The sequence below is a fragment of the Pseudonocardia sp. DSM 110487 genome (genome assembly GCF_019468565.1).
Lineage (GTDB): Bacteria > Actinomycetota > Actinomycetes > Mycobacteriales > Pseudonocardiaceae > Pseudonocardia.
Map to the genome: position 1 here is coordinate 5,487,284 of NZ_CP080521.1, position 26,394 is coordinate 5,513,677.

20 protein-coding genes are annotated in these 26,394 nt (G+C 72.5%); 12 read left to right on the forward strand and 8 right to left on the reverse strand.

From position 1 onward, the window contains the following. The first annotated feature begins 32 nt into the window (after positions 1-32). Complete coding sequence (locus tag K1T35_RS25595; RefSeq protein ID WP_255620695.1) at positions 33-1,469, forward strand: MFS transporter; 1,437 nt, start codon at positions 33-35, stop codon at positions 1,467-1,469. A gap of 46 nt (positions 1,470-1,515) precedes the next feature. Next, positions 1,516-2,028 carry a DinB family protein gene (locus tag K1T35_RS25600; RefSeq protein ID WP_220254224.1) on the forward strand — a complete coding sequence of 171 codons (513 nt, stop codon included), beginning with the start codon at positions 1,516-1,518 and terminating at the stop codon, positions 2,026-2,028. Here K1T35_RS25600 and K1T35_RS25605 read toward each other — a convergent pair whose 3' ends face one another. After that, the gene (locus K1T35_RS25605) at positions 2,029-3,720 is read right to left on the reverse strand and encodes a sulfatase-like hydrolase/transferase (RefSeq protein WP_255620696.1); all 1,692 of its coding nucleotides are present in this window, start codon (positions 3,718-3,720) and stop codon (positions 2,029-2,031) included. A gap of 150 nt (positions 3,721-3,870) precedes the next feature. On the opposite strand from K1T35_RS25605, the gene K1T35_RS25610 reads away from it, so the two are divergent. Together K1T35_RS25610 and K1T35_RS25615 are read left to right on the forward strand one after the other, a co-directional pair. Next, on the forward strand, positions 3,871-4,881 hold the full coding sequence (locus tag K1T35_RS25610) for a permease (protein WP_370645131.1): 1,011 nt from the start codon (positions 3,871-3,873) through the stop codon (positions 4,879-4,881). Further along, positions 4,878-5,591: a TIGR03943 family protein gene (locus K1T35_RS25615; protein ID WP_220254225.1), complete on the forward strand. Its 714-nt coding sequence runs from the start codon at positions 4,878-4,880 to the stop codon at positions 5,589-5,591. The genes K1T35_RS25610 and K1T35_RS25615 overlap by 4 nt, the downstream gene beginning before the upstream one ends. Positions 5,592-5,612: 21 nt before the next feature. Here the strand turns inward: K1T35_RS25615 and K1T35_RS25620 are convergent, their stop codons facing one another. Continuing rightward, positions 5,613-7,220 (reverse strand): amino acid permease, encoded by a 1,608-nt coding sequence (locus K1T35_RS25620; protein ID WP_220254226.1) that lies wholly within the window; start codon positions 7,218-7,220, stop codon positions 5,613-5,615. 54 nt (positions 7,221-7,274) lie between these two features. Next, positions 7,275-7,934, reverse strand: a complete 660-nt coding sequence (locus tag K1T35_RS25625; RefSeq protein ID WP_370645132.1) for a tetratricopeptide repeat protein — start codon at positions 7,932-7,934, stop codon at positions 7,275-7,277. 175 nt (positions 7,935-8,109) lie between these two features. On the opposite strand from K1T35_RS25625, the gene K1T35_RS25630 reads away from it, so the two are divergent. The 5 genes from K1T35_RS25630 to K1T35_RS25650 all read left to right on the forward strand — a co-directional run bounded on the left by K1T35_RS25630 (position 8,110) and on the right by K1T35_RS25650 (position 16,008). Further along, the gene (locus K1T35_RS25630; protein WP_220254228.1) at positions 8,110-8,775 is read left to right on the forward strand and encodes a LysM peptidoglycan-binding domain-containing protein; all 666 of its coding nucleotides are present in this window, start codon (positions 8,110-8,112) and stop codon (positions 8,773-8,775) included. 90 nt (positions 8,776-8,865) lie between these two features. Then, positions 8,866-12,330, forward strand: coding sequence for an ABC transporter ATP-binding protein (locus K1T35_RS25635; protein ID WP_220254229.1), 3,465 nt, complete (start codon positions 8,866-8,868; stop codon positions 12,328-12,330). A gap of 150 nt (positions 12,331-12,480) precedes the next feature. Continuing rightward, positions 12,481-13,398: a helix-turn-helix transcriptional regulator gene (locus K1T35_RS25640; RefSeq protein WP_220254230.1), complete on the forward strand. Its 918-nt coding sequence runs from the start codon at positions 12,481-12,483 to the stop codon at positions 13,396-13,398. A 229-nt stretch (positions 13,399-13,627) separates the two neighbouring features. After that, positions 13,628-15,100 (forward strand): cytosine permease, encoded by a 1,473-nt coding sequence (locus K1T35_RS25645; protein ID WP_220254231.1) that lies wholly within the window; start codon positions 13,628-13,630, stop codon positions 15,098-15,100. A gap of 95 nt (positions 15,101-15,195) precedes the next feature. Then, on the forward strand, positions 15,196-16,008 hold the full coding sequence (locus tag K1T35_RS25650) for an SAM-dependent methyltransferase (protein WP_220254232.1): 813 nt from the start codon (positions 15,196-15,198) through the stop codon (positions 16,006-16,008). Between the two features lie 42 nt (positions 16,009-16,050). Here the strand turns inward: K1T35_RS25650 and K1T35_RS25655 are convergent, their stop codons facing one another. Both K1T35_RS25655 and K1T35_RS25660 read right to left on the reverse strand, forming a co-directional pair. Beyond that, on the reverse strand, positions 16,051-16,884 hold the full coding sequence (locus K1T35_RS25655) for a right-handed parallel beta-helix repeat-containing protein (RefSeq protein WP_220254233.1): 834 nt from the start codon (positions 16,882-16,884) through the stop codon (positions 16,051-16,053). Positions 16,885-16,901: 17 nt separating this feature from the next. Next, positions 16,902-18,941 carry an acyltransferase family protein gene (locus K1T35_RS25660; RefSeq protein ID WP_220254234.1) on the reverse strand — a complete coding sequence of 680 codons (2,040 nt, stop codon included), beginning with the start codon at positions 18,939-18,941 and terminating at the stop codon, positions 16,902-16,904. A 152-nt stretch (positions 18,942-19,093) separates the two neighbouring features. Between K1T35_RS25660 and K1T35_RS25665 the strand changes: the two genes are divergently transcribed. The 3 genes from K1T35_RS25665 to K1T35_RS25675 all read left to right on the forward strand — a co-directional run bounded on the left by K1T35_RS25665 (position 19,094) and on the right by K1T35_RS25675 (position 23,026). Next, positions 19,094-20,437: a hypothetical protein gene (locus K1T35_RS25665; protein WP_220254235.1), complete on the forward strand. Its 1,344-nt coding sequence runs from the start codon at positions 19,094-19,096 to the stop codon at positions 20,435-20,437. Then, positions 20,434-21,411 (forward strand): transporter substrate-binding domain-containing protein, encoded by a 978-nt coding sequence (locus tag K1T35_RS25670; RefSeq protein WP_220254236.1) that lies wholly within the window; start codon positions 20,434-20,436, stop codon positions 21,409-21,411. Before K1T35_RS25665 ends, K1T35_RS25670 begins: the two co-directional genes overlap by 4 nt. Positions 21,412-21,475: 64 nt before the next feature. Then, positions 21,476-23,026: an IS1182 family transposase gene (locus K1T35_RS25675; protein WP_220254237.1), complete on the forward strand. Its 1,551-nt coding sequence runs from the start codon at positions 21,476-21,478 to the stop codon at positions 23,024-23,026. Between the two features lie 180 nt (positions 23,027-23,206). Here the strand turns inward: K1T35_RS25675 and K1T35_RS25680 are convergent, their stop codons facing one another. From K1T35_RS25680 to K1T35_RS25690, 3 genes are read right to left on the reverse strand one after another with little or no spacing between them, the layout of a single operon-like run. Continuing rightward, positions 23,207-23,863: an FHA domain-containing protein gene (locus K1T35_RS25680; protein WP_220254238.1), complete on the reverse strand. Its 657-nt coding sequence runs from the start codon at positions 23,861-23,863 to the stop codon at positions 23,207-23,209. Further along, entirely contained in the window at positions 23,860-25,161 is a 1,302-nt protein-coding gene (locus K1T35_RS25685) for a VWA domain-containing protein (RefSeq protein ID WP_255620703.1), read from the reverse strand. Before K1T35_RS25685 ends, K1T35_RS25680 begins: the two co-directional genes overlap by 4 nt. After that, entirely contained in the window at positions 25,158-26,234 is a 1,077-nt protein-coding gene (locus K1T35_RS25690; RefSeq protein ID WP_220254239.1) for a PP2C family serine/threonine-protein phosphatase, read from the reverse strand. The genes K1T35_RS25685 and K1T35_RS25690 overlap by 4 nt, the downstream gene beginning before the upstream one ends. Positions 26,235-26,394: the final 160 nt, after the last annotated feature.

Consider the following 26,394-nt stretch of genomic DNA (forward strand, 5'->3'; position numbering starts at 1 on the left):
ATCTGATGCGCATGCATGTAGTCTCGTGGCTCGTGACCGCTTCCCTCACGACCACCTCCACACGGTGGACGCCCCGGCTCTGGGGCGTACTCCTCACCGTGTCCCTCGTCGTCGGCCTCGACGCGCTCGACGTGTCGATGGTCGGCGTCGCGCTGCCCGTCATCCAGGCCGACCTCGGCCTCTCCACCAGCGCCTTGCAATGGGTCGTCAGCGGCTACGTCCTGACCTACGGCGGTCTGCTGCTGCTCGGCGGGCGCACCGCCGACCTGCTCGGCAGGCGGCGCGTGTTCCTCATCGCGGTCGCGGTGTTCACGGTCGCCTCGATGCTCGGCGGGCTCGTCGACGACGGCGCCCTGCTGATCGTCACCCGGCTCGTGAAGGGCGCCTCCGCGGCGTTCACCGCGCCCGCGGCCCTGTCGATCATCACAACGACCTTCGCCGAGGGCCCGGCCCGCAACAGGGCGCTGGGCATCTTCGCGGTGTTCGGGGCAAGCGGGTACTCCGCAGGCCTCGTCTTCTCCGGGCTGCTGACCGAGGTCGGCTGGCGCTGGACGTTCTTCCTGCCCGTACCGATCGCGATCGTCGCGCTGGTCGCGGCGTACCGGGTGCTGCCCGACGACAGGCCGGCACAGCGGTCCGGCGGGTTCGACCTGCCGGGCGCGATCACCGGTGTGGCCGCCATGCTCCTGCTGGTCTACTCCGTGGTCGAGGCGCCGGAGATCGGGTGGGCCAGCCCGCGCACGCTGCTCCAGTTCGCCCTCACCGCTGTGTTGATCGCCGCCTTCCTGATCGTCGAGCGGCGCAGCGCCCACCCGCTCGTTCCGCTGGGCATCTTCCGGTCCGGCCGGTTGGTCAGGACGAACCTCGGCGTCATGGTCTTCTTCGGCGGCTACCTCGGGTTCCAGTTCGTGGTGATGCTGTACCTGCAGTCGGTGCTGGGCTGGTCGGCGCTGCAGACGGCGCTCGGCTTCCTGCCTGCCGCACTCATCGTGGCGTTCGGCTCCCCGCGCATGGACCCGCTGATCGACCGGGTCGGCACCGCCCGCACGATCGCGGCCGGCGTGGTCGCCCACGTCGCCGCGTACGTGCTCTTCATCGTGGTCGACCGCGATGCCCCGTACGTCGTCGGGGTGCTGCCCAGCATGATCCTGCTCGGCATCGGCTTCACCCTCGCGTTCGCGTCGTTCAACATCCAGGCCACGGCCGGGGTCCCGGACGACGAGCAGGGCCTCGCGGGCGGCCTGCTGAACACCTCCCTGCAGGTGGGCGGCGCGCTCGGCCTGGCGATCGTCACGGCGGTGCTCGTGGCGGGCGGCGAGGGGCACACCGGCCCGGACGCGCTGCTGGCCGGGTTCACGCCGGCCCTCGGCGTCGTCACCGGGTTCGCCGTGGCCGGACTCGTCATCGCGCTGAGCGGGCTCGTCCGGCGGCGGGACCGGGTCCCGGCCGAGCTCGCGCTGGCCGACTGACCGAATTCGGATGCACGACACCGCAGCAGGCCGCGATGATCACCAGATGAGTCGCGACCTGCTGCGGTGGCAGTTCGAGTTCACCTGGTCCCTCGCCGAGCTGCACCTGGACCGGCTGGCCACCGAGGACTTCCTGTGGGAACCGGCCCCACTCTGCTGGACCGTGCGGCAGGACGCCGATGGGACCTGGACGCCGGACTGGGCCGACACCGAGCCCGATCCCATCCCGGTTCCGACGATCGGCTGGGTGACCTGGCACATCGGCTGGTGGTGGAGCGTCGCGACCGATCACGCGCAGGGCCGCGAGCCCCGCGACCGCGCGGCTGTGGCGTGGCCCGGCCCCGACGGCACCGTCGACTGGTTGCGCGGGCTGCACGACGCGTGGCTCGCGGTGCTGGATCGGCTCACCGACGCCGACCTCGCCGGACCAGCCTCATTCCCGTGGCCCGCCGACGCCGGGATGACCGTGGCGCAGATGCTGGGATGGGCCAACGCCGAGCTCATGAAGAACATCGCGGAGCTGGGCCAGCTGCGGCTGCTCCGCGCCGCGGGACGCTAGTCACATCGGCGGCCGACTACTGTTCCCGAGCGAGCTGAACGTCGTGAGGAACCGGTCGCGGAAGGACTCCATCGGCAGGACCGGTGCCCGCGGGTCGGGCCGCAGGCCGTCCTGCCAGCCCCACTTGTCGATCCGGTCCAGCACGTCGCGGTCCCGCGTGACGATCGTGATCGGGACGTCGTGGCCTGCGCCGTCCCCGCTGACGAAGGCGGCGGGCTGGTGGTCGCCGAGGAAGACGAGGACCAGGTCGTCGTCGCCGTAGGTTTCGACGTACGAGATCAGCGTGGACAGGGAGTACTCGATCGATCGCCGGTACCCGTCGCGCATGCGGTCGGGATCCGCCTCGACGGCCTCCACCGGGTCGCTCTGCCCCGCTCCCGGCCGGTCGAACACCGATCCGTCGCCGACGTCGTCCCAGTCGAGCAGCCGCGGGATCTCCGCCCACGGCCAGTGGCTGGAGACGAGGGGGATCTCCGCCATCAGCGGGCCGCGATCCGCCCGGCCGCGCTCCGCCCGCTCGAATGCGGCGAGGGTGTACTGGTCGGGCGTCTGGAAGAGATCGAAGATCCCCGACCGGTTGCCGAGGTTCGCGGAGTCGTAGGTCCGCTCGTAGCCGTAGAACCGCCCCGCCGGCCACGGGCCGAGGCTGGATGGCTGGACCGCCGTGGTTTCCCAGCCCGCACGCCGGAACGCGGATGTGAGCGTCAGCCGGTCGCTCGCGACGAGCTTCTCGAAGCTGTGCTGGTTGGCGACGCGCACGCCCGACTGCAATGTCGCGTGGGCCATCCAGCTTCCCCCGCCGATCACCGACGAGGTGAGGAACGCGCTGCGGGCGCCGAAGCCGGCCGCGCCGAGGCGCATGGTCCCCTCGTCGAGCACCGGCGTGATGGCCGGCCCGAACTGCGGGTTCTCCAGCGCCGAGCGCCCGTAGCTCTCGACGTAGGTGAGGACGACGTCCTTGCCGCGGAGCGCGGTGAGCAGGTTCGCGTCCGGAACGTCGCGCAACACGTCCGCGGCCACCTGCTGGTCGAAGATCTGCTGCTCGCGCACGCTCGTGACGGCCTGCCGCGCGGTCTCGTAGACGCCGGAGGCCGCGCTCCTCGCCGCGACGGGCATCGGGGCCACGAGCTGTGTGCCGAGCACGAAGCAGGCGAGCCACACCGTTGTGAGCACGGCGACCAGCCGGGTCGCGGCGGTCCGGTGGCGGGCCGCGCAGGTCGCCAGCCGCCGGGCCGCCAGTGCCGTGAGGACGACCAGCACGGCAGCAGCGGCGACGACGGCGACGGCGGTGCCCGCCCCGCCGAACGGACCCCGCAGCACGCTCGCGCCGCTGGCCAGCTGCGACCAGTCGAAGATCGGGTCGAAGGGCCGCGCGACGATCGCGAGGAACCCCATCTGCAGCACGCGGAGCAGGGTCAGCATGGCGAGCAGTGCCCCGGCGACGAACGCGACCCGCGGTCGATACCGCGCAGGCAGGACGAGCAGGACGGCCACGCCGACCAGCGCCTCCACCGGGATCCGCACGAACGCGAGCGGGCTGAGCTGGCCCGCCTCCCGGGGCAGGGTGAGGGCGAGGAGCACCAGCAGGCCGGCGAGCACGGTGAGACTCGCCCGCGCGAGGCGGTGACCGGACGACGCTGCTGCGGGCGTCTCGCGCCGGGATCGGGCCGATCGACGCCTGCTGAGCAACAAGGCCGGGCTCCTTCCGCACGGGTGCTCCTCCCATCAGCACGCGTCCCGCGGGTGGTCGGTTCAGCCTCGTGACCGAACGTTTCCCTCCGGACATCCGTGTCGAGGTTGGGCCCGCTCCACGACGTCCACCGCGCCGGAGGCACATCACCCGTGAGCACGACCGATCCCGACCCGACGCGAGCCGACCGGCACGAGGCGGAGGAACCACAGGGCTGGCGGTTCGACTCCACCCTCGTCCTGAGCATGGTTCTGCTCCTCGCGGTCGCCGGGCAGGGGCCGATCCGCCGCGTGCTGTCCGAGCCGGTGATGCAGACCTGGACGACCGTGTTCGTCGCGGTCGTCGTGCAGGCCCTCCCCTTCCTCGTCCTCGGCGTGCTGCTCTCGGCGATCATCGCGGTGTTCGTGCCGCCGTCGTTCCTCGCCCGTGCGCTGCCGAAGCACCCCGCCAGGGCCGTGCCGGTGGCCGGCGTGGCCGGGATGGTGCTACCCGGCTGCGAGTGCGCCTCCGTTCCGGTGGCCGGGGCGTTGGTCCGCGGGGGCGTCGCCCCGGCGGCCGCGTTGGCGTTCCTGCTGTCCGCCCCGGCGATCAACCCGATCGTGCTCACCGCCACCGCCGTCGCGTTCCCCGACAACCCGGGGATGGTCCTCGCCCGGTTCGTGGCGAGCCTGCTCGTGGCGTGCGCGATGGGCTGGCTGTGGCAGCGGCTGGGCCGCACGGACTGGCTCCGCCTGCCGGCCCGCCCTTCGCCCGCGGGGCTCGGCAAGGCGGCGGCGTTCTGGGCATCCGTACGCCACGACGTGATGCACGCGGGCGGCTTCCTCGTCCTCGGCGCCATGGCCGCCGCCACCCTCAAGACCGTGATCCCGGCGAGCTGGCTCTACGCCGCGGCCGCCGTCCCGGTGGTATCCGTGCTCACACTGGCGCTCCTCGCGGTGCTGCTGTCGATCTGCTCCGAGGCCGACGCGTTCGTCGCCGCCTCCCTGACCCAGTTCTCACCCACCGCCCAGCTGGCCTTCATGGTGGTCGGACCGATGATCGACCTGAAGCTGTTCGCCATGCAGGCAGCCACGTTCGGCCGCGGGTTCGCGCTGCGGTTCGCCCCGGTCACCTTCGCGGCGGCCGTAGTGGCGGCGGCCGTCGTCGGGGCGGTGCTGCTGTGAACCGGGGGGCGCAGGCGGCCGTCCTGTTCCTCCTCGGCGCGGCCGTCGGGTACGCCGGCCTCACCGACCTCTACCTGCGCTACGTCAAGGCGGGTCTGCGCCCGCTGCTGCTCGTGGCCGCCGCCGTCCTCGTGGTAGCCGCCGTCGCCACGGTCTGGTTCGAGTACCGACGCTCGCGGGGCGCGGCCGCTCCAGCCGCGCACGAGCACCGCGAGCCGCGGATCTCGTGGCTCCTCGTCCTCCCCCTGCTCGCGCTGATCTTCGTCGCCCCACCCCCACCGGGCTCCTACGCGGCCATGCGCGCCGGCACAGCCCTGCAGCAACCCTGGGATCTCTCCGATCTCCCCGCGGGCGACCCGGCGCAACTCAGCCTGGTCGACTACGCCGGCCGCGCCGCCTATGACAACGGGCGCACCCTCCGCGACCGGCGGATCACCACGTCCGGGTTCATCAGCCTCGACGAGGGCGGCACGCCCTACCTCGTGCGCATGGTCCTGAACTGCTGTGCCGCCGACGCCCAACCCGTCAAGGTCGGCCTGGCCGGCCGGCTACCGCCCGTCCTGCAGCCCGACACCTGGTACGAGATCACCGGCGCCTACACCGACCAGCGGGCGGCCGACCCCATCAACAACGGCGTGATCCCGTACATCACCGTCGCCACGGCACGACCGGTCCCCGCTCCGGACGACCAGTACGACAGCCTGCCCTGATGTCCAGCGGCGCCGCGGCGATCAGTACGGCCGGACGGGCTGACGCATCTGCTGCGGGTGCGGCTGGCCGTTCCCGCGCTGCATCACGTTGAAGTCGTCCTGGGGACGATTCTCGCGCACGGGGCCGGTGAACCACTTGCGGGCCGAGACGAGGTACCAGCCGCCGAAGAGCGCGAGCGCGCCACCCACCGTCAGCGGGGCGTAGTTCACCGACTCCCAGGCGAAGCCCTCCGTGCCGGGGATGCCCTTCGGCGAGATCGGCATCAAGAACAGCACGCACACCACGCCGATCCAGACCACCGCGATCCGCGAGACCCACTTGTAGTGCTTGCCGAGGCTCCACGCGCCCGGCTCGAACCTGTCGCCCGCCTTGATGCGCAGGATGATCGGCAGCGCGAACGCGATGTAGAGGCCGATCACGGCGATCGAGGTGCCCACCGCGTATCCGACCACGCCGTTGGCGAGCGTCGGGATCATCAGCGCCCACGAGGTGACCGCGATCGCGATCACCGAGTTCACCGGCACCCGGTTGGCGCCGACCCGGCGCCACAGGCGGGAGAAGGGCACCGCCCGGTCGCGGGAGAACGCGAACATCATCCGCGACGCCGACGTCACCGACGCGGTGCCGCAGAACAGCTGCGCGATCACCACGATGACCAGCATGAACTCGGCCCACGCGTCATTGGTGGCCTCGGACCAGATGTAGACGACGGCCATCCCGGCGGCGTCGATGGTGCCCTGCACGTTGGGCACCGCGAACGTCACCGCGACCAGCAGGATGAAGCCGAACACGACCGACCCGACGACGGCCCAGATCATGCCGAGCGCCGCGGCGCGCGATGCCCCGCGGGTCTCCTCGCTCATGTGCGCCGACGCGTCGTAGCCGGTGACGGTGTACTGCGCCATCAACAGGCCGAGACCGAAGACGAACCAGATGCCCGAGTCGGAGAAGCCGGAGTTGTTGATCACCTCACCGAACACGAACGAGACCGACTGGTGCTCGGTGGGCACGATCAGCAGGATCACGACGATCAGCGCGACGCCGGCCATGTGCCACCACGCGGACAGGGTGTTGAGCCGCGACAGCAGGTTGACGTTGAGGAGGTTGAGGCCCAGCTGGCCGGCGGCGATCACCGAGAAGACGATGAAGATCGTGGTCGTGTCCGTGCCGACCAGGCTCGGGAACCACAGGTTCAGCAGCGCCGTCGCGAACGTCGCCGAGCCGTACTGGATGGCCGCGGTGACCGCGATCTGGCCGATGAGGTTGAACCAGCCGGTGAACCATCCCCACGCGGGCCCGCCGAGCTTGGACGCCCAGAAGTACAGGGCGCCCGCCGTGGGCATCGAGGAGGCGATCTCCCCCATCGCCATGGCCACGAGCACGCAGAACCCACCGACCAACAGCCAGCCCCACGTGATCGCGACCGGGCCGCCGTTGTTGAACGCGAGGTAGTACGACGTCAGGCAGCCCGCGAGCACCGAGATGATCGTGAACGAGATGGCGAAGTTGGAGAACCCCCCCATCTCGCGGTACAGCACCTGCGAATAGCCAAGGCGCAGCAGCAGCGCCTCGTCACTGCGCGCGGTCTCGCGCTCTCGCGTCAGGTAGCCGGTCGGGGGGGTCGACATGGTGATGCCTCGGTTCGTGGGTCTGGGGAGCTCGGGGAGTCTTCGGTGGCGGCGCTACCCATCGCGACGGGTCATGCCGATGGCTTCGGCGCACTCGACGAGGGCGGTGAGGTGCGGGTGGCGCGGCGGGAGCACCTGCTCGGCGTCCTGCACGGCGGCGCTCAGCAGGGCCGTGGCCGCCTCCAGGTCGCCTGCGGCGGCCTGAGCCCGCGCCAGCCCCATCCGCGAGGTGAGCGTGTCGGGGTGGGCCGGGCCGAGGACCCTGCGGCGCTGCGCGGTGACCTGACCGGAGATCTCGACGGCATCGTCGACGTCGCCGGCGAGGCGGTACGCCACGGCGAGCGCGTCGCGGGCGGTGAGGGTGCGCGGATCCTCGTCGCCGAGCACGCGCGAGCGGTCGGCGACGTTCTCGGCGATCATGTGGATGCCCTCCCGCCGCTTGCCCGCCGAGATCCGCGCGGCGCCGAGGTTGCCCGCGACGGTCAGCGTGGCGTGGTGGTCGCGACCGAGCAGCGCGCGGCACCCCCGCAGCGTGTCCTCGAACAGGTCGGCGGCTTCCCTCGCGTTGCCCGCCGAGAAGAGTGCCACCGCGCGGGCGTTCCGGACGGCCAGCTCATGCACTGTGCCCCGGTCCGGAGCGCCGGGGCGCGCCGGCGGTCGCGATCCATCCATGGCGACGGACTCACCGTCCCCCTCCCTGGACCACCAGGGCATTCAGACCCCCAAACGAGGACCAGGTCACCACGTTACGTGACAACCGCTCGGCCGAACGTGGAGAGTCAACCTGATGGCCCGAAGAGGGCGCAAGCCGCCCCGGCCAGGTGTGACCACCGTCCGCGTAACCCGACCCGGTGATGCTCACCCGAACGAGGGATGCACAATACGCGCGATGAACGAGCCCGATCATGAGCGGCTGCGGCGGGAGCTCGAGTCCGCCGCCACCGAGTCGCGCGCGGAGGCCGGTGACCGGCGCGTGGTCACCGGGAAGCAGGCGATGATCGGGCTGCTCGCCGCCGTCCCGATCGCCGCCGCGGTGATCGCCGCGATCACGGCGTCCCAGTCCGGATCCCCGTCCGAGCCCGCCCCCGCCACACCGGTCGGGGAACCCCCGAGCGAGCCGGCGGTGCCGCCACCCCCGTCACCCGGGCCGACGACCCCGCGCCCGCCGACCACGCCCACGGGCCCCGACGTGCCCCCGCAGCCCGAGCGGCCGAACGCCCAGCCGCCCCAGCCCGGGCCCCCGCCGGACGCGAACCGGCCCGTCACCCATACCGTGCGGCAAGGGGAGACGCTCGCCCGCATCGCGCTGCGCTACCAGGTGTCGCTCGAGCAGATCGCCGAGCAGAACGCCATCGCCGACCCCGACCGGATCCAGGCCGGCGACGACCTCGAGATCCGCCCGGCGCCGCCGAACGAGATCGTGATCCCGGCAGGCGCCACCCTCACCGGCCTCGCCTCGCGCCACGGCGTCACCGTCTCCCACCTGATCCGGCTCAACCCGCACGTCATCGACCCCGACCGGATCGTCGCCGGAGGACGGCTCCGCATCTCCTAGCGGCCCGAAAATCGGGCGCGCCCCACCTCGGCAGGCGGTTAGCGTTCCCCCACCGGCGCGAAGGCCGGGAGGGGGCACGGGCCGGGGGGCATGGACGAGAGCGCGCGGCCGTACCACGTGCATGGGTACCGGGCCCAGCCGCTCACGTGGCGCCGCCTCGCCGGTCCCACCACGGCCGTGGTCGGCGCGCTCGTCGTCATCGCCGCGGTGGCCGAGACGCTCGGGGCCGTGGTGGCCGGCCGGGTGGCCGAGCAGCCCACCGTCGGGCTCGTCGGGCTGCTGGGAGCGCTGCTGGTCGGCGCCACCGTTCTCGACACCGCGGGGCGCACCGCGTTCTCCGGGGTTCTCGGCCGCGCCGAGGGACACCTGCGGGCCGACCTGCTGCACGCCGCGCTCCGCCAGCCGCTGCCGGTGCTCGAGGAGCAGGCCGTCGGTGAGATGCTCGACCGCGTCGACGACGACGCCCGCCAGCTCGGCGCCCTGCTGCGGCGCGTCGGCTGGCAGCTGAGCCACGCCGTGCTGCGGTCGGTGCTGGCCTGGGTGGTGGCCGGGCTGACGTGGTGGCCCGCCTGGTTCGCCTTCCCGGTCGTCGCGCTGCTGGCGACGGCGCTGGTGCGCCCGCTCACCGCGGTCATCGCCGACCGCAAGCTCGTGGAAGAGGCGGCGTGGTCGGCCCACTCGGCGCAGCTGGAGGAGGCCGTCGCGGGGCGCGACGACGTGCGTTCGTCGCTCGGCCAGCCGCACGTCGTGCGCCAGTACGCGATACGGGCGCGCGACGTGCTGCGCCGCGTCGCGGCCACCTGCGCCGCCTCCACGCGCGTGGGCCTACGCACCGGGCTGGTCCTGCACGGGATGCTCGCCGCGCTCGCGGTGGCAGGCGCCGCCATCGTCAGCGAGGGCGGGCTCGGGGTGGCAGAGCTCGTGACGCTGTGGCTGCTCTTCACGACGTTCGCGGGCCAGCTGAACAGCATCAGCATGCAGATGCCGGAGGTGCAGGCAGGCCTTGGCGCGCTGCAGCGCATCCGCGGCCTGCTGGCCGCGCCGCAGGAGCCGGTAGGCGGGCTTCCCGTGCCGGACGGCCCCGCCGCCGTGGAGCTCCGCGGCCTCACCTTCGGCTACCCCGGCGGCTTCGCGCTGCGCTCGGTCCACCTCACGGTGCCGGCGGGCACCACGTGCGCGCTCGTCGGACGCACCGGTGCCGGCAAGTCCACGCTCGCCAAGCTGCTGTCCCGGGCCGTGGAGCCGCCACCGGGCACGGTGTTCCTGGCCGAGCAGGACGTCACCACCACCGACCTGCAGGACCTGCGACGGGCCGTCGGCGTGGTCACGCAGCGCACCGAGATCCTCGCCGCAACGGTCGAGGAGAACATCACGCTGTTCGGGGACGTCCCGCGCACCGCCGTCGAGGCAGCCGTCGATGCGCTCGGCATTGCCGAGTGGGTGGCCGCGCTGCCGGACGGGCTGCAGACCCGGCTCGGTGGCGGCGGCACCACCCTGTCCGCGGGCGAGGAACAGCTGGTGGCGTTCGCCCGGCTGCTCGTGCGGGACGTCGCGGTCGTCGTGCTCGACGAGGCCACGGCCCGCATGGACCCGCAGACCGAGCGCCGCGTCACCCAGGCCGCCGACCGGCTCCTCGCGGGGCGCACCGGCATCGTCATCGCACACCGGCTCTCCACCACCCGCCGTTGTCACGCGGTGGCGGTGCTCGACCGAGGACGCGTGGTGCAGCACGGCGACCGCGCCCGGCTCGCCGCCGAGGCGGGGCCGTTCCGGGACCTCCTCACCGCGGCGGGCGACGCCGAGCCCGCCGTCGAACCGGCCGCCCGGTTCGCCCCCGCGGTCCGCCGCCCGCCGAAGCCCGCTCCCCCGCCGGTACGCGCGCGGCTCGCCGGCACGGTGCTGCGCACGATGTTCGCCCACCCGCGCTGGGGTGTGCTCGGTGGCCTCGCGTTCCTCGTCGCGTCGCTGGTCGGGGCCTACGGAGCGATCACGGGCTGGTGGTGGGGACGACTCGTGGGCGCCCTCGAACAGGGGATGCCGCCATGGGACGAGACCGCGGCGCTCGCCGCCACCCTGCTGCTCGCGCCGCCCGCCCTCGCACTGGCGTTCCGCACCTACCCGCAGTGGTGGTCGGCGGTCACGCTGCGGATGCGCCTCGCCGTGTTGCGCGGGCAGACGATGCAGCGGCGCCTCGCGCGCACGCCCGCGGGCGAGGTGGTGGCCAGAGCGCTCGACTCCGACCGCCTCGTGCTCTACGTCGACCGCTGGGTCGACGTCGTCAACGGCACGCTCGTCGTGCTGGTCACGGCCGTCGCCGCGCAGAGCGTGCTCGCAGGCGGCGTGTTCGGTGCGGTGCTGCTCGTGTCCGCGGCGATCTCGGCCCTCGGCGCCCCGCTCGCCGGGTCCTCGGCCCGCGTGGCGGGCGACGCGCGGGCCCGGTTCGGCGCCGCGCTGGTCTCGGTGCTCGACGCCGCGCGCACCGTCAAGCTCGCGGCCGCGACGACAGCGGTGAAGGAGCACCTGCGGCGCGTGGACGAGCGGCGGATCGCGGCGACGGTGCGGGAGCAGCGGGTGCGGATGCTGCTCGAAGGCACACCCGCGCTGCTCACGCAGCTGGGCGTCGTGACGGCGTGGGCGGTGCACCTCGCGGGCGGATGGGACCTCGCCACGGCCCTCCTCGTGAGCACCGCGGTGGCCGGATCCGGGTGGTTCGGCACGGTGTTCGGCGCCGCCGTCACCGAGGCGCCGGTGGCGCGTCGCTGGCTGCAGGCGATGTCCGACCTCTCGGGCGGCACCGACATCATCCGCGTCCCGCCCGGCGTCGACCTGCCGGCGGGCACCGCCCCCGCTCCGCCGCCCGCCGGCCGGGTGCCGCTCGAGAAGCTCAGCCTCGAACGCGTCACCGCCGTGCACGACGACGGCACCGTCGGCGTGCAGGAGGTCGACCTCGTCATCGACGCCGGTTCGCTCGTCCTGCTCACCGGGCGCGTCGGGTCGGGCAAGTCCAGCCTGCTCGCAGGCCTCGCCGGGCTGGTCGACCACGAGGGCAGCATCCGCTGGAACGACCTCGAGGTCGACGACCCCGAGCTCTTCCTGCGCCCCGGCCAAGTTGCCTACGTCGGGCAGGTGCCACGGGTGCTGTCGGGCTCCTTCTCCGACAACATCGCGCTCGACCACGACCGTCCGCTGCAGGGCGCGCTCGACGACGCCCGTCTGGAGGCCGACGTCGCGGACGCGGGCGGGCACGGCACCCTGATCGGCCACCGCGGCGTGCGGCTGTCCGGCGGGCAGGTGCAGCGCCTCGCGCTCGCAAGGGCGCTCGCCACCGAGGCCGAGCTGCTGGTGGCCGACGACGTCTCCTCCGCGCTCGACGCCCGCACCGAGGTGGAGCTGTGGGAGGCGCTGCGCCGCCGCGGCGTCACCGTGGTGGGCTGCAGCTCCAAGCGCTCGGCGCTCGCCCGCGCCGACCGCGTGGTCGTGCTGGAGGACGGCCGGGTTGCGGACACCGGCCCGTGGTCGCAGCTCGCGGACCGCTGGGGCCACCTGGCCGGCTAGCGATCCTGCCTTTTCCGTGGCAGCCCCGACCCGCGCGTTTGCCGTACGTGTCAGTACGCGGCAGGGTGATGGTGTTCACCCCGGTGCGCATGGATCAGTTGGCCGTCGTGACACCATCGTGAGACTGTCGACCCACTCATCGGAGACCTGATGATCGTCGTGCCCGACGAGGCGGATGCGGGGTCGTTAGGCCATTCCGCTGTCAATCCCACCCCTACGGGAGCGGCGACGGGCCCCACCGTGCTGCGTATCGGGTTGGGTGGGGCGCTGCGGCGCAGGCGTGAGGCGGCGGGTGTCACTCGGGAGCAGGCGGGTGAGGCGATCCGCGCCTCGCCCGCGAAGATCAGCCGGCTGGAGCTGGGTCGGGTCGGGTTCAAGGAGCGCGACGTCGCGGATCTGCTCACCTGCTACGGGGTGCGCGACCCGGCGGAGCGCGCGCAGTTCCTCGAGCTTGCCCGCCAAGCCAACACGCCCGGCTGGTGGCACCGCTACTCCGACCTTCTGCCGAGCTGGTTCGAGACCTACCTCGGGCTCGAGCAAGCCGCGTCGGTAATCCGCAGCTACGAGCTCCAGTTCGTGCCCGGCCTGCTGCAGACCCGCGACTACGCCCGCGCGGTGACCATGCTCGGCCACAGCGACCCGGTGGAGATCGAACGACGCGTCGAGCTACGGGTGCAGCGCCAAGCGCTGCTCACCGGGCCCCACCCGCCAACGCTGTGGGCGGTGGTCGACGAGGCGGCGCTGCGCCGCCCGCTGCTCGGCCCCGAGCACAGCCGCGCCCAGATCGCTCACCTGATCGAGATGAACGAGCTGCCGCACATCTCGCTGCAAGTGGCGCCGTTTTCCTACGGTGGGCACGCTGCGGCCGGCGGGCCGTTCGCGATCTTGCGTTTCGCCGACCCCGATCTGCCCGACATCGTCTATCTCGAGCAGCTCATCAGCGCGCACTACCTGGACAAGCGCGCGGACGTGGAGCACTACGTCGCGGTGATGGAACGGCTGTGCGCGCAGGTGGAGCAGCCGGAGCGCACGGAGGAGATCCTCACCCGCATCCGCTCGGAGTTCTGAGCCACGCGACGCAAGTTCCGCGCCGCCATCGGAAGATCGGCGGTCACGGACGTGCGGCCAGAATCGTTCGGCCAGGTACAGCAGCGAATCGCGACCGATCGCGTACGCGGGCGGACGTGAATGTGACCCGCGGCACACCCGATAGTGTCGCGCCTGCGTGATGCGTGGGGTTCGCGCGATCAAGGCCGAGCCAGTCAATCCGGTGCGGACATGTGGGGGGATGCTGGGTATGGGTGTTGACCCTCAGGCGGCGCCGGAGCGCCCGGAAGACCGTCCACCAGACATCCGACCGGGTGGCGCCGGGCGCAGAGGGGTCGAGCGCAGGGGTGTCGACCGCATCCCCGATGTTGAGCGCACCTCGACGCCCGCAACCTTTTTCGTGATCTTCGTTGGGACATCCGTCGGTCTTGGCGCGGTGGCCTTCGGATGGGTGGGGATCACGTTCGGGCTGGGTGTCTGGGCGACGATCTCCGCGATCGCTGCGGGTACCGCGGTAGGCCAGATCCTGTTGGTCCCGCTGATCCTCGCCGGTTCCCGAGCGGCGACGAACGACGCCACCGCGTCGGGGGCGACGTTCGGCGTTCGGGGGCGGGTCATCGGTAGCGGGATCGGGTTGGCGACCTGCCTCGTCTCGGTTGCCCTGACCGTGTGGACCAGCGGCTCGGCGGGGCTTTCGGTCGCCAGCCGGCTGTTCGGGCTCGCGGACTCCCCAGCAGCTCAGGCAGGGGCTTTTGCGCTGGTCGCGGCGGTCTCGGTCGCGGTGGCGATCTGGGGGTACCGGTGGCTGGTGCGCTCCACCGCGACCCTTGCGCTCATCGGTGGCGCTCTGCTGGTTCTGATGCCGTTCGCCTTCGCCGGTTCAATCAAGTGGGACTACGTCGGCGGGCAATACCTGCTTGGCACATTCTGGGCGACCTGGCTTTCGGTGGCCGCGACGGTGGGGGTCGCGGGGGCCCTGGTCGTGTGCACCATCGTGGGCGACTGGACGCGCTACATCCGGCCGGATCGCCATCCCGCACGAACGCTGGTGCCGATCGCGTCCGCGGGGATCTTTGTCGGGTTCGTGGTTCCCGCGACGGTCGGCGCTGTCGTGGCCACCGCGTTCACCGACCCGTTCGCCCCGTTCCCGGTCAGCCTGGCCGGTGAATCGCCGACGTGGTACGCGGTAGTTCTGCTCCCGCTCGCCCTGCTCGGCGGAGTGGGGCTCACCGCCTCCTCGCTGTACAGCGCAGGCCTGGACCTGGACGCACTCGTGGTCCGGCTCACCCGAGCGCAAGCCACCGTCATCATCGGCGTGGTCGCGGTCACCCTGGTGTACCTCGGATTGCTCGCACCGCGAGTTCAGGAGTCGATCTCCGCGGCGCTGCTGGTTCTCGCCGAGCTCAGCGCGCCGTGGGCGGTGATCTTCGGGCTCGGGTTCCTGCAGGCCCGCGGCCATTACCACGCCGACGACCTGCAGGTGTTCAACCGTCGCGAAACCGGCGGCCGCTACTGGTACACCGCCGGCTGGCATCTTCCGGCCGCACTGGCTTGGGCAGCCGGATCCATCGCCGGCCTGCTCACGGTCCAAACCCCGCTCTACACGGGCCCGCTCGCGGGCGTCGCGAACGGCATCGACATCAGCCTCCTTGCCGCAGCGGCAGTCGCCGCCCTGATCTACCTCCCACTCACCACTCGTCGAGGTGCCCGGCCAGCACGATGAACCAGCGGGATTCATCGGCATGCCGGGGACTGTGGTCGCCTCGTACTACCGTGGGACGCGGCGGCAGTCACACATCGAGGACGAGCAGGACATCCATGGCAAATGGCACCGACGATGACGGCCAAGCGCTGCGCGGCATCGACGTCACGACGCCGCACTCGGCACGCATCTGGAACTACTGGCTGGGCGGCAAGGACAACTTCCAAGCCGACCGCGACGCCGGGGACGAGTTCCTCACGATCTACCCTGGGCAGCGCGACAAGGCGCGCGCCTGCCGGTACTTCCTGCTCCGCACGATCCGGTATCTCGCAAACGAGCCCGGGGTGCGGCAGTTCCTCGATATCGGCACCGGCCTGCCCACAGCCAACAACACCCACGAGGTCGCCCAGCGGGAAGCCCCGGACTCACGGATCGTCTACGTCGACAACGATCCACTCGTGCTGGCACATGCCCGCGTACTGCTGATCAGCTCGCCGGAAGGCGCCACCAACTACATCGACGCCGACCTGCACGACCCCGAAACGATCCTGGCCGAAGCCAGCAAGACCCTGGACTTCAGCCAGCCGATCGCGCTGATGTTGATCGGAGTCCTCGGCCACATCCAGCATTACGACGAAGCCCGCTCGATCGTCTCGCGCCTGCTGGAGGCGCTGCCGTCGGGCAGCCATCTCGTGCAATGCGATGGAGACGACACGAGCCCTGCCTACATTGCGGCGCTCGAATACTACCGCGACCGCAGCAGCGTCCCCTACAACGTCCGCAGCCAGGATCAGATCGCTGCATTCTACGAGGGACTAGATCTGGTCGAGCCCGGATTGGTGCCGATCCAGCAGTGGCGGCCGGAACCGAATCCCTTCGGAGAGCCACCCGACGTCGCTGAATTCGGCGGTGTCGGCCGCAAGAGATGACACCCTGAGGACCGGCGCTACTCGACCCAGCAAGCGGATCCGTCAGTCACCGGTCAAGCGGCGGTAGCCGGGCCCGAGGACGTTGTCCTGGATCAGGATCCCCGACGTGCCGTCCGCCTGCTGGATCGCCTTGTTGCCCCCGCCCGCGAAGGCGTTGTCCCTGATGACGAAGTCGTGGGCGTCGCGCAACGCGACCGTCTGGTTCGCGTAGCACTGGAAGTGGTTGGACTCGATCACCCAGTCCTCGGTGGACCCCGGCCCACCGCCACCGCCGTCCGTCGAGCCAGGGCCCTCGACCATCACGCACTGCCGGAAGTCGTCGTCGCGGCAGTCGTTGCCCGCGATCACCGCCCGGGCGCTTCCCCCGCCGGTCTCGGTGGACGCCCACGTCTGCATGCAGTCCAGGTGGGCGTCGTGCTTCGGCCCCACGAGGATGTTGAAGAACTGGTTGCGCAGGATCTTGGTGTCGTTGCCGAAGAAGCGGAGCCCGTCGATGTCGTCCCCGGCGTAGTACACCTGCGAGATCTTGTTGTCCTGGGCAACGTTGCCGGAGCCCTTCATCCAGATGCAGTTGCCGGCGCAGTTCGTGAAGTTGAAGTTCTGGATCACGACGTTGTCGGCGTTCACGGTGATCCCGACCGAGGAGAAGCCGCGCCCGTCGAAGATCATGTTCGACGTCGTGACCTCGATCCTCGACGTCGCGTCGCCCGTCATGCACATCACGTTGCCCGCCGTGCAGTCCACGGCCATGACGGCCTGCGCAGGCAGAACCCGGTCCGACGCCACCCGGTTGCCGATCGCGATCGGCGGCAGCATCAACGTCACCGCAGCCAGTGCGAACAGCGGCCACCACCGCAGCCGCCGAACCCTCGGCACCACCACCAGCGACCCCCCTACCAGCCAAGGCCCTCCTCGATCCGGCTCGCCAGCAAGTCTGACATCGAGGTGCTGTAAGTCGCTGTGAGGTGGTTGTCGTCCATGTAGACGAGCACGTTGCCGATGACCGGTGGGCAGCGTTCCGCGTCGCACACGGCGTCGGCGATGTCGACGAACGTGACGTTCGAGGGGACGTCGGGCAGGTCGGCCCACGGCGGCGTCGGCCGGTAGACGTCCGCGCGGTTCACTCCGCAGCCGCCGATGTCCTCCGGGCGGGTCTGCACGCAGTCCGGCACGGAGTGGTCGAACCGCGGGTTGTCGCGCAGCGCGAGCACCGGGATGCCCTCCGCGTCGAGCCTGCGCCACTGCTCGACGAACCCGGCGGGGGTCTGCTCCGTCTGCCCGACCCGCGCGTCGCGCGAAGCCAGCGTGACGACGGCGTCGGGCCGCATCGCCATGATCTCGTCGGCGGCGGCCGCGTTCCAGGCGAGGCAGTCGGCCTCGTCCGGCACCACCTCCGATGCCGTCGAGAACGGGCATGCGCCGCGCACGATGGTGAGGATCTGCCAGTTGTGCAGCTGTGCGATCGGTAGCAGCGCGCCGGTGAGCTGCTGCGCGTGCGAGTCGCCCACCACCACGATGCGGCGGTCGGGCTGCAGGGGCTCCTGGGTGTCCTCGGCCACCGGCAACGGTTGGGCGCAGACATCCATCGGGAAGCCGGCCATCGGCGTGCAGTTCCACCGCTCGATGCGCACCCAGTCCTCGGTGACGGCCACCGCCGACGGCAGGAGCGGCGCGGGCGGGACCTCCTCGTCCGAGAGCAGCGCGCGGGCGCCGGGATGCTCGTCGTCGCCGAGCGCCGCCTCCGGGTCGACGCGCAGCGCGGTGGCGACCTGCCATGCGAGCGCGACGGCCAGCACGGTCGCGGTGCACGCCGCCGTAATCCTGACCTGGTGCCGGGTGCCGCCACGCCGCCGGGCGAGCGGCTTCTCGACGCACTCGTAGGTGATCGCGGCGAGGACCGTGGCCGCGCCGATGATCAGCGCGCCGGCGCCGAGCCCCGCCGACTGCTCCCCCGACGCCTGCAGGTACAGCATGAGGAGCGGCCAGTGCCACAGGTACAGGCCGTAGCTGATGTCACCCAGGTAGCGGGCCGGCGCCGCGGTGAGGATGCGATCGGCGCCGAACCACGTTCCGGTCCGGCCGGCCAGCAGCACGAGGGCCGCGCACCCGGTGGGCCACAGCGCCGCGATGCCGGGGAATGCGTGCGCGACCGGGATCACCGCGCCGCACGCCACGAGCCCGGCCACGCCGGTCCAGCCGGCGGCCACGCGGGCCCGCCGGGTGAGGACGATCCGGTCCCCGTGCAGCGCCAGCAACCCGCCCAGCGCGAACTCCCACAGCCGGGTCAGCGTGTGGAAGTAGGCGAGCGGCTGGTTCGCGATCGTCAGCTCCACCGAGTGGACCAGCGACGTCGCGAACACCCCCAGCAGGGCCAGCGTCGCGGTGCGGTGCAGCTTGCCGGGCACGGTGCGGCAGGCGAGCGCGACCACGGCGAACAGCAGCGGCCAGAGCAGGAACACCTGGACCTGCACCGACAGCGACCAGAAGTGCTGGGCGACGCTCGCCACGTTGTTGCGGGCCGCGTAGTCGACCGAGTCTGCCGCGAGCTGCCAGTTCTCCAGGAACAGTGCCGCGGCGACGATCTCGCGCACGGTCTGGCTCCAGCGGCCCTCCGGGAGGACCAGCGCGGCCGCAACCGCGGTGACGACGAGCACCACCGCCGCGGCCGGCACGAGGCGCGCGAGGCTGCGCGACCAGCGGCGCCGCACGTCGAACTCGCCGCGCCCGGCCGCGCGCACCAGCTGCGCCGTGAGCAGGAACCCGGACACGACGAAGAACACGTCGACGCCGCCGGAGACCCGGCCCACCCACACGTGGTAGACGACGACGAGGACGACCGCGAGCGCCCGCAGCCCCTGCAGCTCGGGCCGGTAGCCCGTCGCGACACCCGGCCCCGTGACCGGGTGCCCGGCCGGCTGCTCACGCGGCGTCATGCAGTCCTCCCTCTCCGCGATCGATCACCCAATCCTAGGAAGCCGCCCTTGGCGTCGATCGATCGCCCGCGATCGGATCCTGATCGGATCTTGACCTCCGCCGCCGCGATTGGTTCTAGGCTGGCCACGGGGCGTGAGCGTTGGGGGGACGAGTGGGCCTTGACCTCGAGACCGCCACCCGTCGACCGGCGAGCGGCACCACCACGAGCGGTCTGCGGCAGCGGTTCCGGGTGCTCACCACCGGCCCCAGCACCCCCGACCGGCTCCGGCGTCTCGGCGCCGTCCTCGTGCTGGGGTGCCTGCTCGCCGGCGTGTTCAGCCTGATCGAGGGCATCGCACGCACGGAGGCGGTCCGCGACGGCGGCACCCGCATCGCCGCCGTGCACGCCGACGCCGCGGAGCTGTACCGGTCGCTCGCCGACGCCGACGCGATGGCGACGAGCGGCTTCGTCTCGGGCGGGCAGGAGCCTGCCGAGATCCGGGCCCGCTACGACCGCGACATCGCCGACACGACGGCCCGGTTGGTGCACGCCGCGGGCATGCTCCCCGCCGACGACCCGGCGGCCCCCGCGCTGGCCACCATCGCGGCGCAGCTGCCCGTCTACAGCGGGCTCGTGGAGTCCGCGCGCACCTACAACCGGCTCGGCTACCCGCTCGGGCAGTCCTACCTCGACAGCGCATCGCGGCTGATGGCCACCGAGATCCTCCCGGCCGCCGACGAGCTGCGCAGGCTCCAGGCCGACGCGCTCGCCGACGCGTACGGTCGCGCCGGGGGCGCGCCGATCGCGGTCCTGCTGATCGGCCTCGCCGCCGTCGCCGCCGTGATCGACGCCGCCGCGCGGGAGCGCAGGCGCACCCAGCGCGTCCTGTCGGTCGGCCTCACCGTCGCAGGCGCGGCCGTCGTGGTCGCGTTGCTGTGGTGGGTGATCGCCACGTCGGTGGCCGGCGGACGGCTCACCGACGCGGGCCGGCACAGCGGCATCGCCGACACCCTCGGCGAGGCACGAGCCGCCGTCCTGCAGGCGCGCAGCAACGAGAGCCTCGTGCTGGTGGCCCGCGGCGGGGGCGCCGCCGACAGCGGCTTCACCGCCGCCATCGAGGGCGTGCTCGGCACGATGACCGACCGCGGGCTGCTCGCCGCCGCCACGGACGCAGCCGACCCCGGCACGGACGAGCGGATCGCCGCGGTCCGCACCGCCGCCGAGGAGTGGATGACCGCCCACCGCAGGCTGCGCGAGCTCGACGACGGCGGCCTCTACCGCGACGCCGTGGCGTCGGCCACCGGGGCGAACCCCGACGGCTCCGGCCCCGCGTTCGACCGGCTCGGCGCGGTGCTCGGCGACACGATCGACGCCGAGCGGGCCGCGTTCCGGGCCGATGCCGACGCCGCGGCGGCCGCCCTCGCCGGCATCGCCGCCGGCCCTGCCGTGCTGGCGCTGGTGGCCGCAGCCGCGGCGGCCGTGGGTATCTGGCGACGGGTGGAGGAGTACCGGTGACCGTGTCGTCAGCTGCTGTCAACCCGCGCCGGCCCGCCATCTACCTCGCCGTGGGCGCCGTGCTCGCGCTCGGCGCCGCGCTGCTGGGCGGCCCGGCCGCCGCCGGCGGGCCCGCGACTCCCGCGCCCGCCCCACCGCAGGCCGGCGCCGCGCCCGCACCCGCATGCACCGAGGTCCGCGAGAGCCTGCGCCCGCGCGATCCGCTGCCCGCGCCCGGCGCCATGCCCGCCGGTTCCACGATGGGCGTCATCGCCGACAGGGGCCGGCTCATCGCGGGAGTCGACCAGGGCAAGTTCCTCGCGGGGTACCGGGACCCGCTCACCGGCAACCTCACGGGCTCCGACATCGACATCGTCCGGCGGATCGCGGCCGCGATATTCGGCGACCCGGAACGGGTGCAGTACGTCGTGCTGAACATCGCCGACCGGGCCGCGGCCCTGGAGCGCGACCAGGTGGACGTCGTCGTCAACAGCTTCACCGTCACCTGCGCCCGGCAGCGGGTGGTGGAGTTCTCCGCCCCCTACATGCCGGCCACGCAGCGCCTGCTGGTGCCGCTCGGCAGCGGCATCCAGGAGGTCGAGGACCTCGGCGGGCGCACCGTCTGCACCTCGCTCGGCTCCACCACCGAGATCGTGCTGCGCAACCTCGGCCTGCAGGTCGAGTCGCTCCCCGGCATCCCGGACTGCGTCCTGGAGATGCAGCGCGGCCGCGTCGCCGCGGTGTCCAGCGACGACGTCATCCTCGCCGGGCTCGCGGCGCAGGACCCCAACACCAGGGTGGTGGGACGGGCCCTCGACAACAGCTCCCGCTACGCGGTGGGCATGCGCCCCGACGAGCCCGACCTCGTCCGCTTCGTCAACGGGGTGCTCGAGGCCGCCCGCGCCGACGGCGGCCTCGTGGCCAGCAACCAGCACTGGTACACCGGCCGCCTCAACCCGGTGCCCCTGCCCCCGCCGCCGGTATACCGCGACTAGGAGACCCCTGAAAATCGCGGTGTCGGTCCCGCTGGGTTCGTGATCGGGTTGGGACGATCGGTTGGTGCAGGGACGGGCTGATCCGCAGCGTGAGATCTTGGATGTGGAGTCGGTCGCGGGGCATCTGCTGCCGCAGGGTGGGGTGTTCGCGTTCCTGGCCGCGCACCGCCGCGAGTTGTTCCCGGACGAGATGTTCGTCGACCTGTTCGCCTCCGGTCGGGGGCGGCCGTCGATCCCGGCGGATGTGATCGCGGCGGCGATCGTGTTGCAGACCCTGCACGGGCTCTCGGACGGGGAGGCCGCGGAGGCGCTGACGTTTGATCTGCGGTGGAAGGCCGCGTGTGGGCTGGCGGTGACGGGGAAGGCGTTCCACCCGACGTCGTTGACCTACTGGCGGCGCCGGCTCGCGCGCTCGGATCGGCCGAATCGGATCTTCGACGCGGTCCGGCAGGTGGTGGCCGAGACCGGGACGTTGACCGGGAAGACTCGGCGGGCGTTGGACTCCACCGTGCTGGATGACGCGGTGGCCACCCAGGACACCATCACCCAGTTGATCGCCGCGGTCCGTCGGGTCGCCCGGGAGGTGCCCGGCGCCGCCGCCGTGATCGCGCAGCAGTGCCGGGCCCACGACTACACGCGGCCGGGGAAGCCGTCGATCGCCTGGGACGACCCGGCTGCCCGTGAGCAGCTGGTCGACGCCCTGGTCGGCGATGCGCACCGACTGTTGGGGCATCTGCCCGAGCAGGAACTCGGTGCGAAGGCGGCGGAGGCGGTGGCGTTGTTGGCGCTGGTCGCCGGGCAAGACGTGGAGCCGGTCGAGGACTCGGACGGCACCGACGGGCGGTGGCGGATCGCCCGTCGGGTGGCCCCGGATCGGGTGATCTCCACCGTCGATCCCGAGGCGCGGCATGCGCATAAGACCCGCTCGCGGCGCCAGGACGGCTACAAGGCGCATCTGGTGGTCGAACCCGAGACGGGGATCGTCACCGACGCCGCGCTGACCCCAGCCTCGGGGCCCGAGAACAGCGACGCCGCGGTCGGGATCGATCTGCTCGCCGGCACCGACGACCCGGCCGAGGTGCTGGCCGATTCCGCCTACGGCAGCGGGGAGATGCTCGACGCCGCGCAGCAGGGCGGGCACACCCCGATCATCAAGCCGTGGCCGCTGCGCCCCGCGGTCGAGGGCGGGTTCACCCTCGACGACTTCACCGTCGACGAGCACGCCGGCACCGTGACCTGCCCCAACGGCATCACCCGCTCGATGACCCGCACCCGGAACGTGATCTTCGGGGCGGCCTGCCGGGACTGCCCGCTACGCGCCCGCTGCACCACCTCGGCATCGGGAAGAACACTTCGGCTCCATCCTCACGACGCGCTCCAACGCACGCATCGACAACGCGCCCAAGACCCCGAGTTCCAGGCGAGCTACCGCCAGCACCGGCCGATGGTCGAACGCTCGATCGCCTGGCTGGTCGCCGGCGGGAACCGGCGACTGCGGTTCCGCGGAACCGCGCTCAACGACCTGTGGCTGCACCACCGCCTCGCCGCGCTCAACCTGCGCCGCCTGCTCACCCTCGGCCTCACCCGCACCGACGGGGCCTGGGCGATCGCCTAACCCGAACCGGGCTTGACCAGCCCCGCCCAGCCCTCCACGCTGACCCGCGACGGGCAGGGTGAGCTCGTAGTCACGCCCACGGGCGCTCGACTCCAACGCCGCAACGACGGCCCATTGAGAGACCCTGCCCGTCCCGCACCCATCGAGATCGGCTTTCTTCAGCGCCCTCCTAGGCCGTGCCTAGTCCGGGGCCACCAGCGTGATCGTGGTCCAGGCGCCCACCTTCACCACGTCGCCGTCGGCGAGCGGGACGGGCGTGTTCGGTGGGATCGGATCGGGCCGGTCCCCCACGACGGTGCCGTTCGTCGATTCGAGGTCCACCACGTCCCAGCCCCCGTCGGCCCGGCTGACGAGCAGAGCGTGCAGGGCCGACACACCGGGATCCATCGGCCGGGCGGACAGGTCGATCTCCGGCTCTATACCCCGCGAGCGGCTGCGCCGCCCGATCGCCAGCCGCGGGCCGTCGAGCACGAACCGCCGCTCCGTGCTGAACGCGGGGAACTGCAGCGAGCCGGCGTCGGGCCCGTTCCGGCGCAGGACCTCCTCGAACCACGCGCGGTCGGCACGGACCACCGCGATCCACGGCCCGCCCCGCGCCGGCTGTGGCGCCGGGACCTCGGGAACGCCGGCGGCGGCAGGTTCGGGTGGTGGCCCCATCGCGCTGTCGTAGCCACAGACCTCACAGAACCGGCCCTCGCGCGCGGCACCGCAGCTCGGGCAGCGCTCGGCGGGCGCCTGCGGCGGCGCGGCGGCCTGTGCACCACGCAACCGCAACCCGCAGACGTCGCAGTACTCACCGGTCGCCGCGGAGTGGTCCTCGGTGCAGGGTTGAGTCATCCGTCCCCCCGCACCCGCACGGTGCGGGTGGAGCGGGTGTCGAGCGTCATCTCGTCCACGTCCGCGACCACCTTGCGCAGCCGGACCGTGCCCGACGGCGCGTCGACCACGTCGACCACCTTTTCCAGGAGCCGCGCGGTGCCGTCGTTCCCCGACGCCGTGGCGAGCGCGACCGCGCGCCCGAGCCGGGCGGTGGCCGTGGGCTCGTCGCCCGCCTTCCGCGCGGCGAGCCCCTCCTGGATGGCCTCCGCGAGCTCGGCCTGACCGGTGTAGTGGGCGACGCCGCGGCTGATCCGCGTCGACAGCCCGCTGTCCTCGGTCCAGATCGCCGTGACGAGGCCCTGCCCGAGCACCTGCTCAGGGAGGTCACCGGAGCCGGGACGCACGACGCTGATCCGCCCGGCGAGCATCTCGTCACCGACCCCACCCGCGGGGACCTCGATCGCGAGGTGGTAGTCGCGGGACTCGGCGCCCCACGAGCCGAGCGGGTAGTCACCGCTCTGCCGGGCGGCCTCGGTGCGCCTGCCGGTCAGATCCTCGACGGTGGGCGCCACCTGCTTGACGAACCGGACGGTGGCGCCCCGCGGCGTCCACAGGCGCAGGGCGAGATCGGCGACGCTCTTGCCCATCGCCTCCCCCATGATCGACCGGAAGTCGGCCGCGAGGTCGGCGGGATCGGCGACGATGTCGACGGTGCCCAGCATCGCGGTGGCGATCGTGCGCAGCTCGTCGACCCGCCAGTCGGTGCCCACCCCGCGGCAGTCGCAGGTGAACGCGCCGAGCACGCTGTCCAGCGCGTTCGTGAAGTACTGCGCCGACTCGCCGTTCTGCCCGTCGGTGAGCAGGATCGCGTGCTTGATCGAGCCCGGATGCGCGCGGGCGAGCCCGCCCACGTGCATCAGCCAGTTCCCGATCCCGGTGCCCCCGTCGGCCTGCAGCCGCTCCACCAGCCGGATGGCCGAGGAGCGCGAGCCGTCGCCCGCCACGGCCGTGCCGTGCTGCGGGAAGACCTGCCGGGCGACGTGGTTGCCCGCAACCACCGCGAACGACACACCGTCGCGCAGCTCGGAGATCGCCGCCACCGTGGCCTGCCGGGCGGCCCGGATCTTGCTGCCCGTCATCGACGTCGAGCAGTCGATCACGATGACCTCGAGCACCTCGGACGCGGGGGCGGGCCCGGCCGCACCGTCGGTGGCCGTCACCGTGACGATCGCGTCCACCCGGGTGGCGTCCACCGGCAGGTAGCTGTTCTGGTCGACCTCCACGGTGAACCCACCGGTCGCAGCCACGTCGGTCACTCGCTACCTCCTCTCGTTCGAGGCACGACCGGCACGGCGACCACCGTGATGTTGTCGCGCCCGCCCGCGTCCAGCGCGAGGGCCGTGAGCGCACGGGCGACAGCGGCCGGCCCGCCCCGCGCGAGGACGGGCAGCGCGACCTCGGCCAGGTCCTCGGCACGCGGGAGGTAGTTCCAGAGCCCGTCCGTGCAGAGCAGGAGCAGCCCAGGGCCCGCGGGGCGCAGCGTCATGACCTCCGGCTCCGGCTCGCCGCCCGCCCCGAGCCACCGCGTGATGGCATGGGCCCTCCGGTCGGCCATCGCGGTCTCGGCGTCGAGCACCCCCGCGGCGATCATCTCCACCGCCCACGAGTGGTCCACGGTCAGCAGCCGCGCGGGTTCGGCCGCGTCCGGCGCCGCCAGCCAGTAGACCCTGCTGTCGCCGACCCACCCCACGGTGATCGCCGGACCGTTCTCCGCGTTCTCCGCACCGTCGTCCGTTCCCGGGTCCACCAGCGCCGCCACGAGCGTGCACGACGGCGGGTTGCGGAATGTCCCGTGGCTCCCGTCGGCGAGCGCGGCCACCATGTCAGCGGCCTCCTCCACCGCCTTCCTCATCGTGGCGCCGCCCGGGTGCAACAGCCGCTCCAGCGCGGCGTCGGCACCGGCGCGCGAGGCCAGCTCGGGTGCGTCCACCGAGGACACGCCGTCGCACACCACGGCGGCCACGAGCGGCTGCGCGCCGGGGCCTGCGAGCACGCCGACGGCCATCGCGTCCTCGTTGCGGACGTGGTAGAGCCCGCGGTCACTCACCCCGGCGACGGGTCCGAGGTCGGCCTCGACGTGCTCGGTGCCGTCGGAGCGACGCAACCCGCAGGTGCCGCAGTAGTCCTCCCCCGCCTCGTCGACCCCGAAGCCGTTGACGGTGCGGGTCCCGTTCGCGCCGCAGCCTGGGCACGGCCCCGACGGCGGGCGGGCGGCCCCGCCGCGGCGCAGCCACAGGTCGAGGCCGCAGTTCTCGCAGAAGCGGTGGTCGTCCACCGCTTCCCGGCACCGGGGGCACGCGGCGGCAGGTGGGGAGACGTGTTCGGTCATCGGCTAGTGCCCCCCGCCGGAAGTCCGTTGGGTAAGTCGGTGGATCCAGGTTCTCGCTGGGTGCGCCGGACGGCGGCCCTCGTACCGGGCGTACTCGGGCCGCCGGCCGGTGCGGCCAGCGTGGGCATGGGCCGCCGAATTACTCGGCGGACTTCCGGCG

Coding starts and splice junctions, on each gene's coding strand:
- K1T35_RS25600 (WP_220254224.1), top strand. CDS start 1,516: ATGAGTCGCGACCTGCTGCGGTGGCAGTTCGAGTTCACCTGGTCCCTC.
- K1T35_RS25620 (WP_220254226.1), bottom strand. CDS start 7,220: ATGTCGACCCCCCCGACCGGCTACCTGACGCGAGAGCGCGAGACCGCG.
- K1T35_RS25625 (WP_370645132.1), bottom strand. CDS start 7,934: ATGCCCTGGTGGTCCAGGGAGGGGGACGGTGAGTCCGTCGCCATGGAT.
- K1T35_RS25630 (WP_220254228.1), top strand. CDS start 8,110: ATGAACGAGCCCGATCATGAGCGGCTGCGGCGGGAGCTCGAGTCCGCC.
- K1T35_RS25635 (WP_220254229.1), top strand. CDS start 8,866: ATGGACGAGAGCGCGCGGCCGTACCACGTGCATGGGTACCGGGCCCAG.
- K1T35_RS25640 (WP_220254230.1), top strand. CDS start 12,481: ATGATCGTCGTGCCCGACGAGGCGGATGCGGGGTCGTTAGGCCATTCC.
- K1T35_RS25645 (WP_220254231.1), top strand. CDS start 13,628: ATGGGTGTTGACCCTCAGGCGGCGCCGGAGCGCCCGGAAGACCGTCCA.
- K1T35_RS25650 (WP_220254232.1), top strand. CDS start 15,196: ATGGCAAATGGCACCGACGATGACGGCCAAGCGCTGCGCGGCATCGAC.
- K1T35_RS25660 (WP_220254234.1), bottom strand. CDS start 18,941: ATGACGCCGCGTGAGCAGCCGGCCGGGCACCCGGTCACGGGGCCGGGT.
- K1T35_RS25680 (WP_220254238.1), bottom strand. CDS start 23,863: ATGACTCAACCCTGCACCGAGGACCACTCCGCGGCGACCGGTGAGTAC.
- K1T35_RS25690 (WP_220254239.1), bottom strand. CDS start 26,234: ATGACCGAACACGTCTCCCCACCTGCCGCCGCGTGCCCCCGGTGCCGG.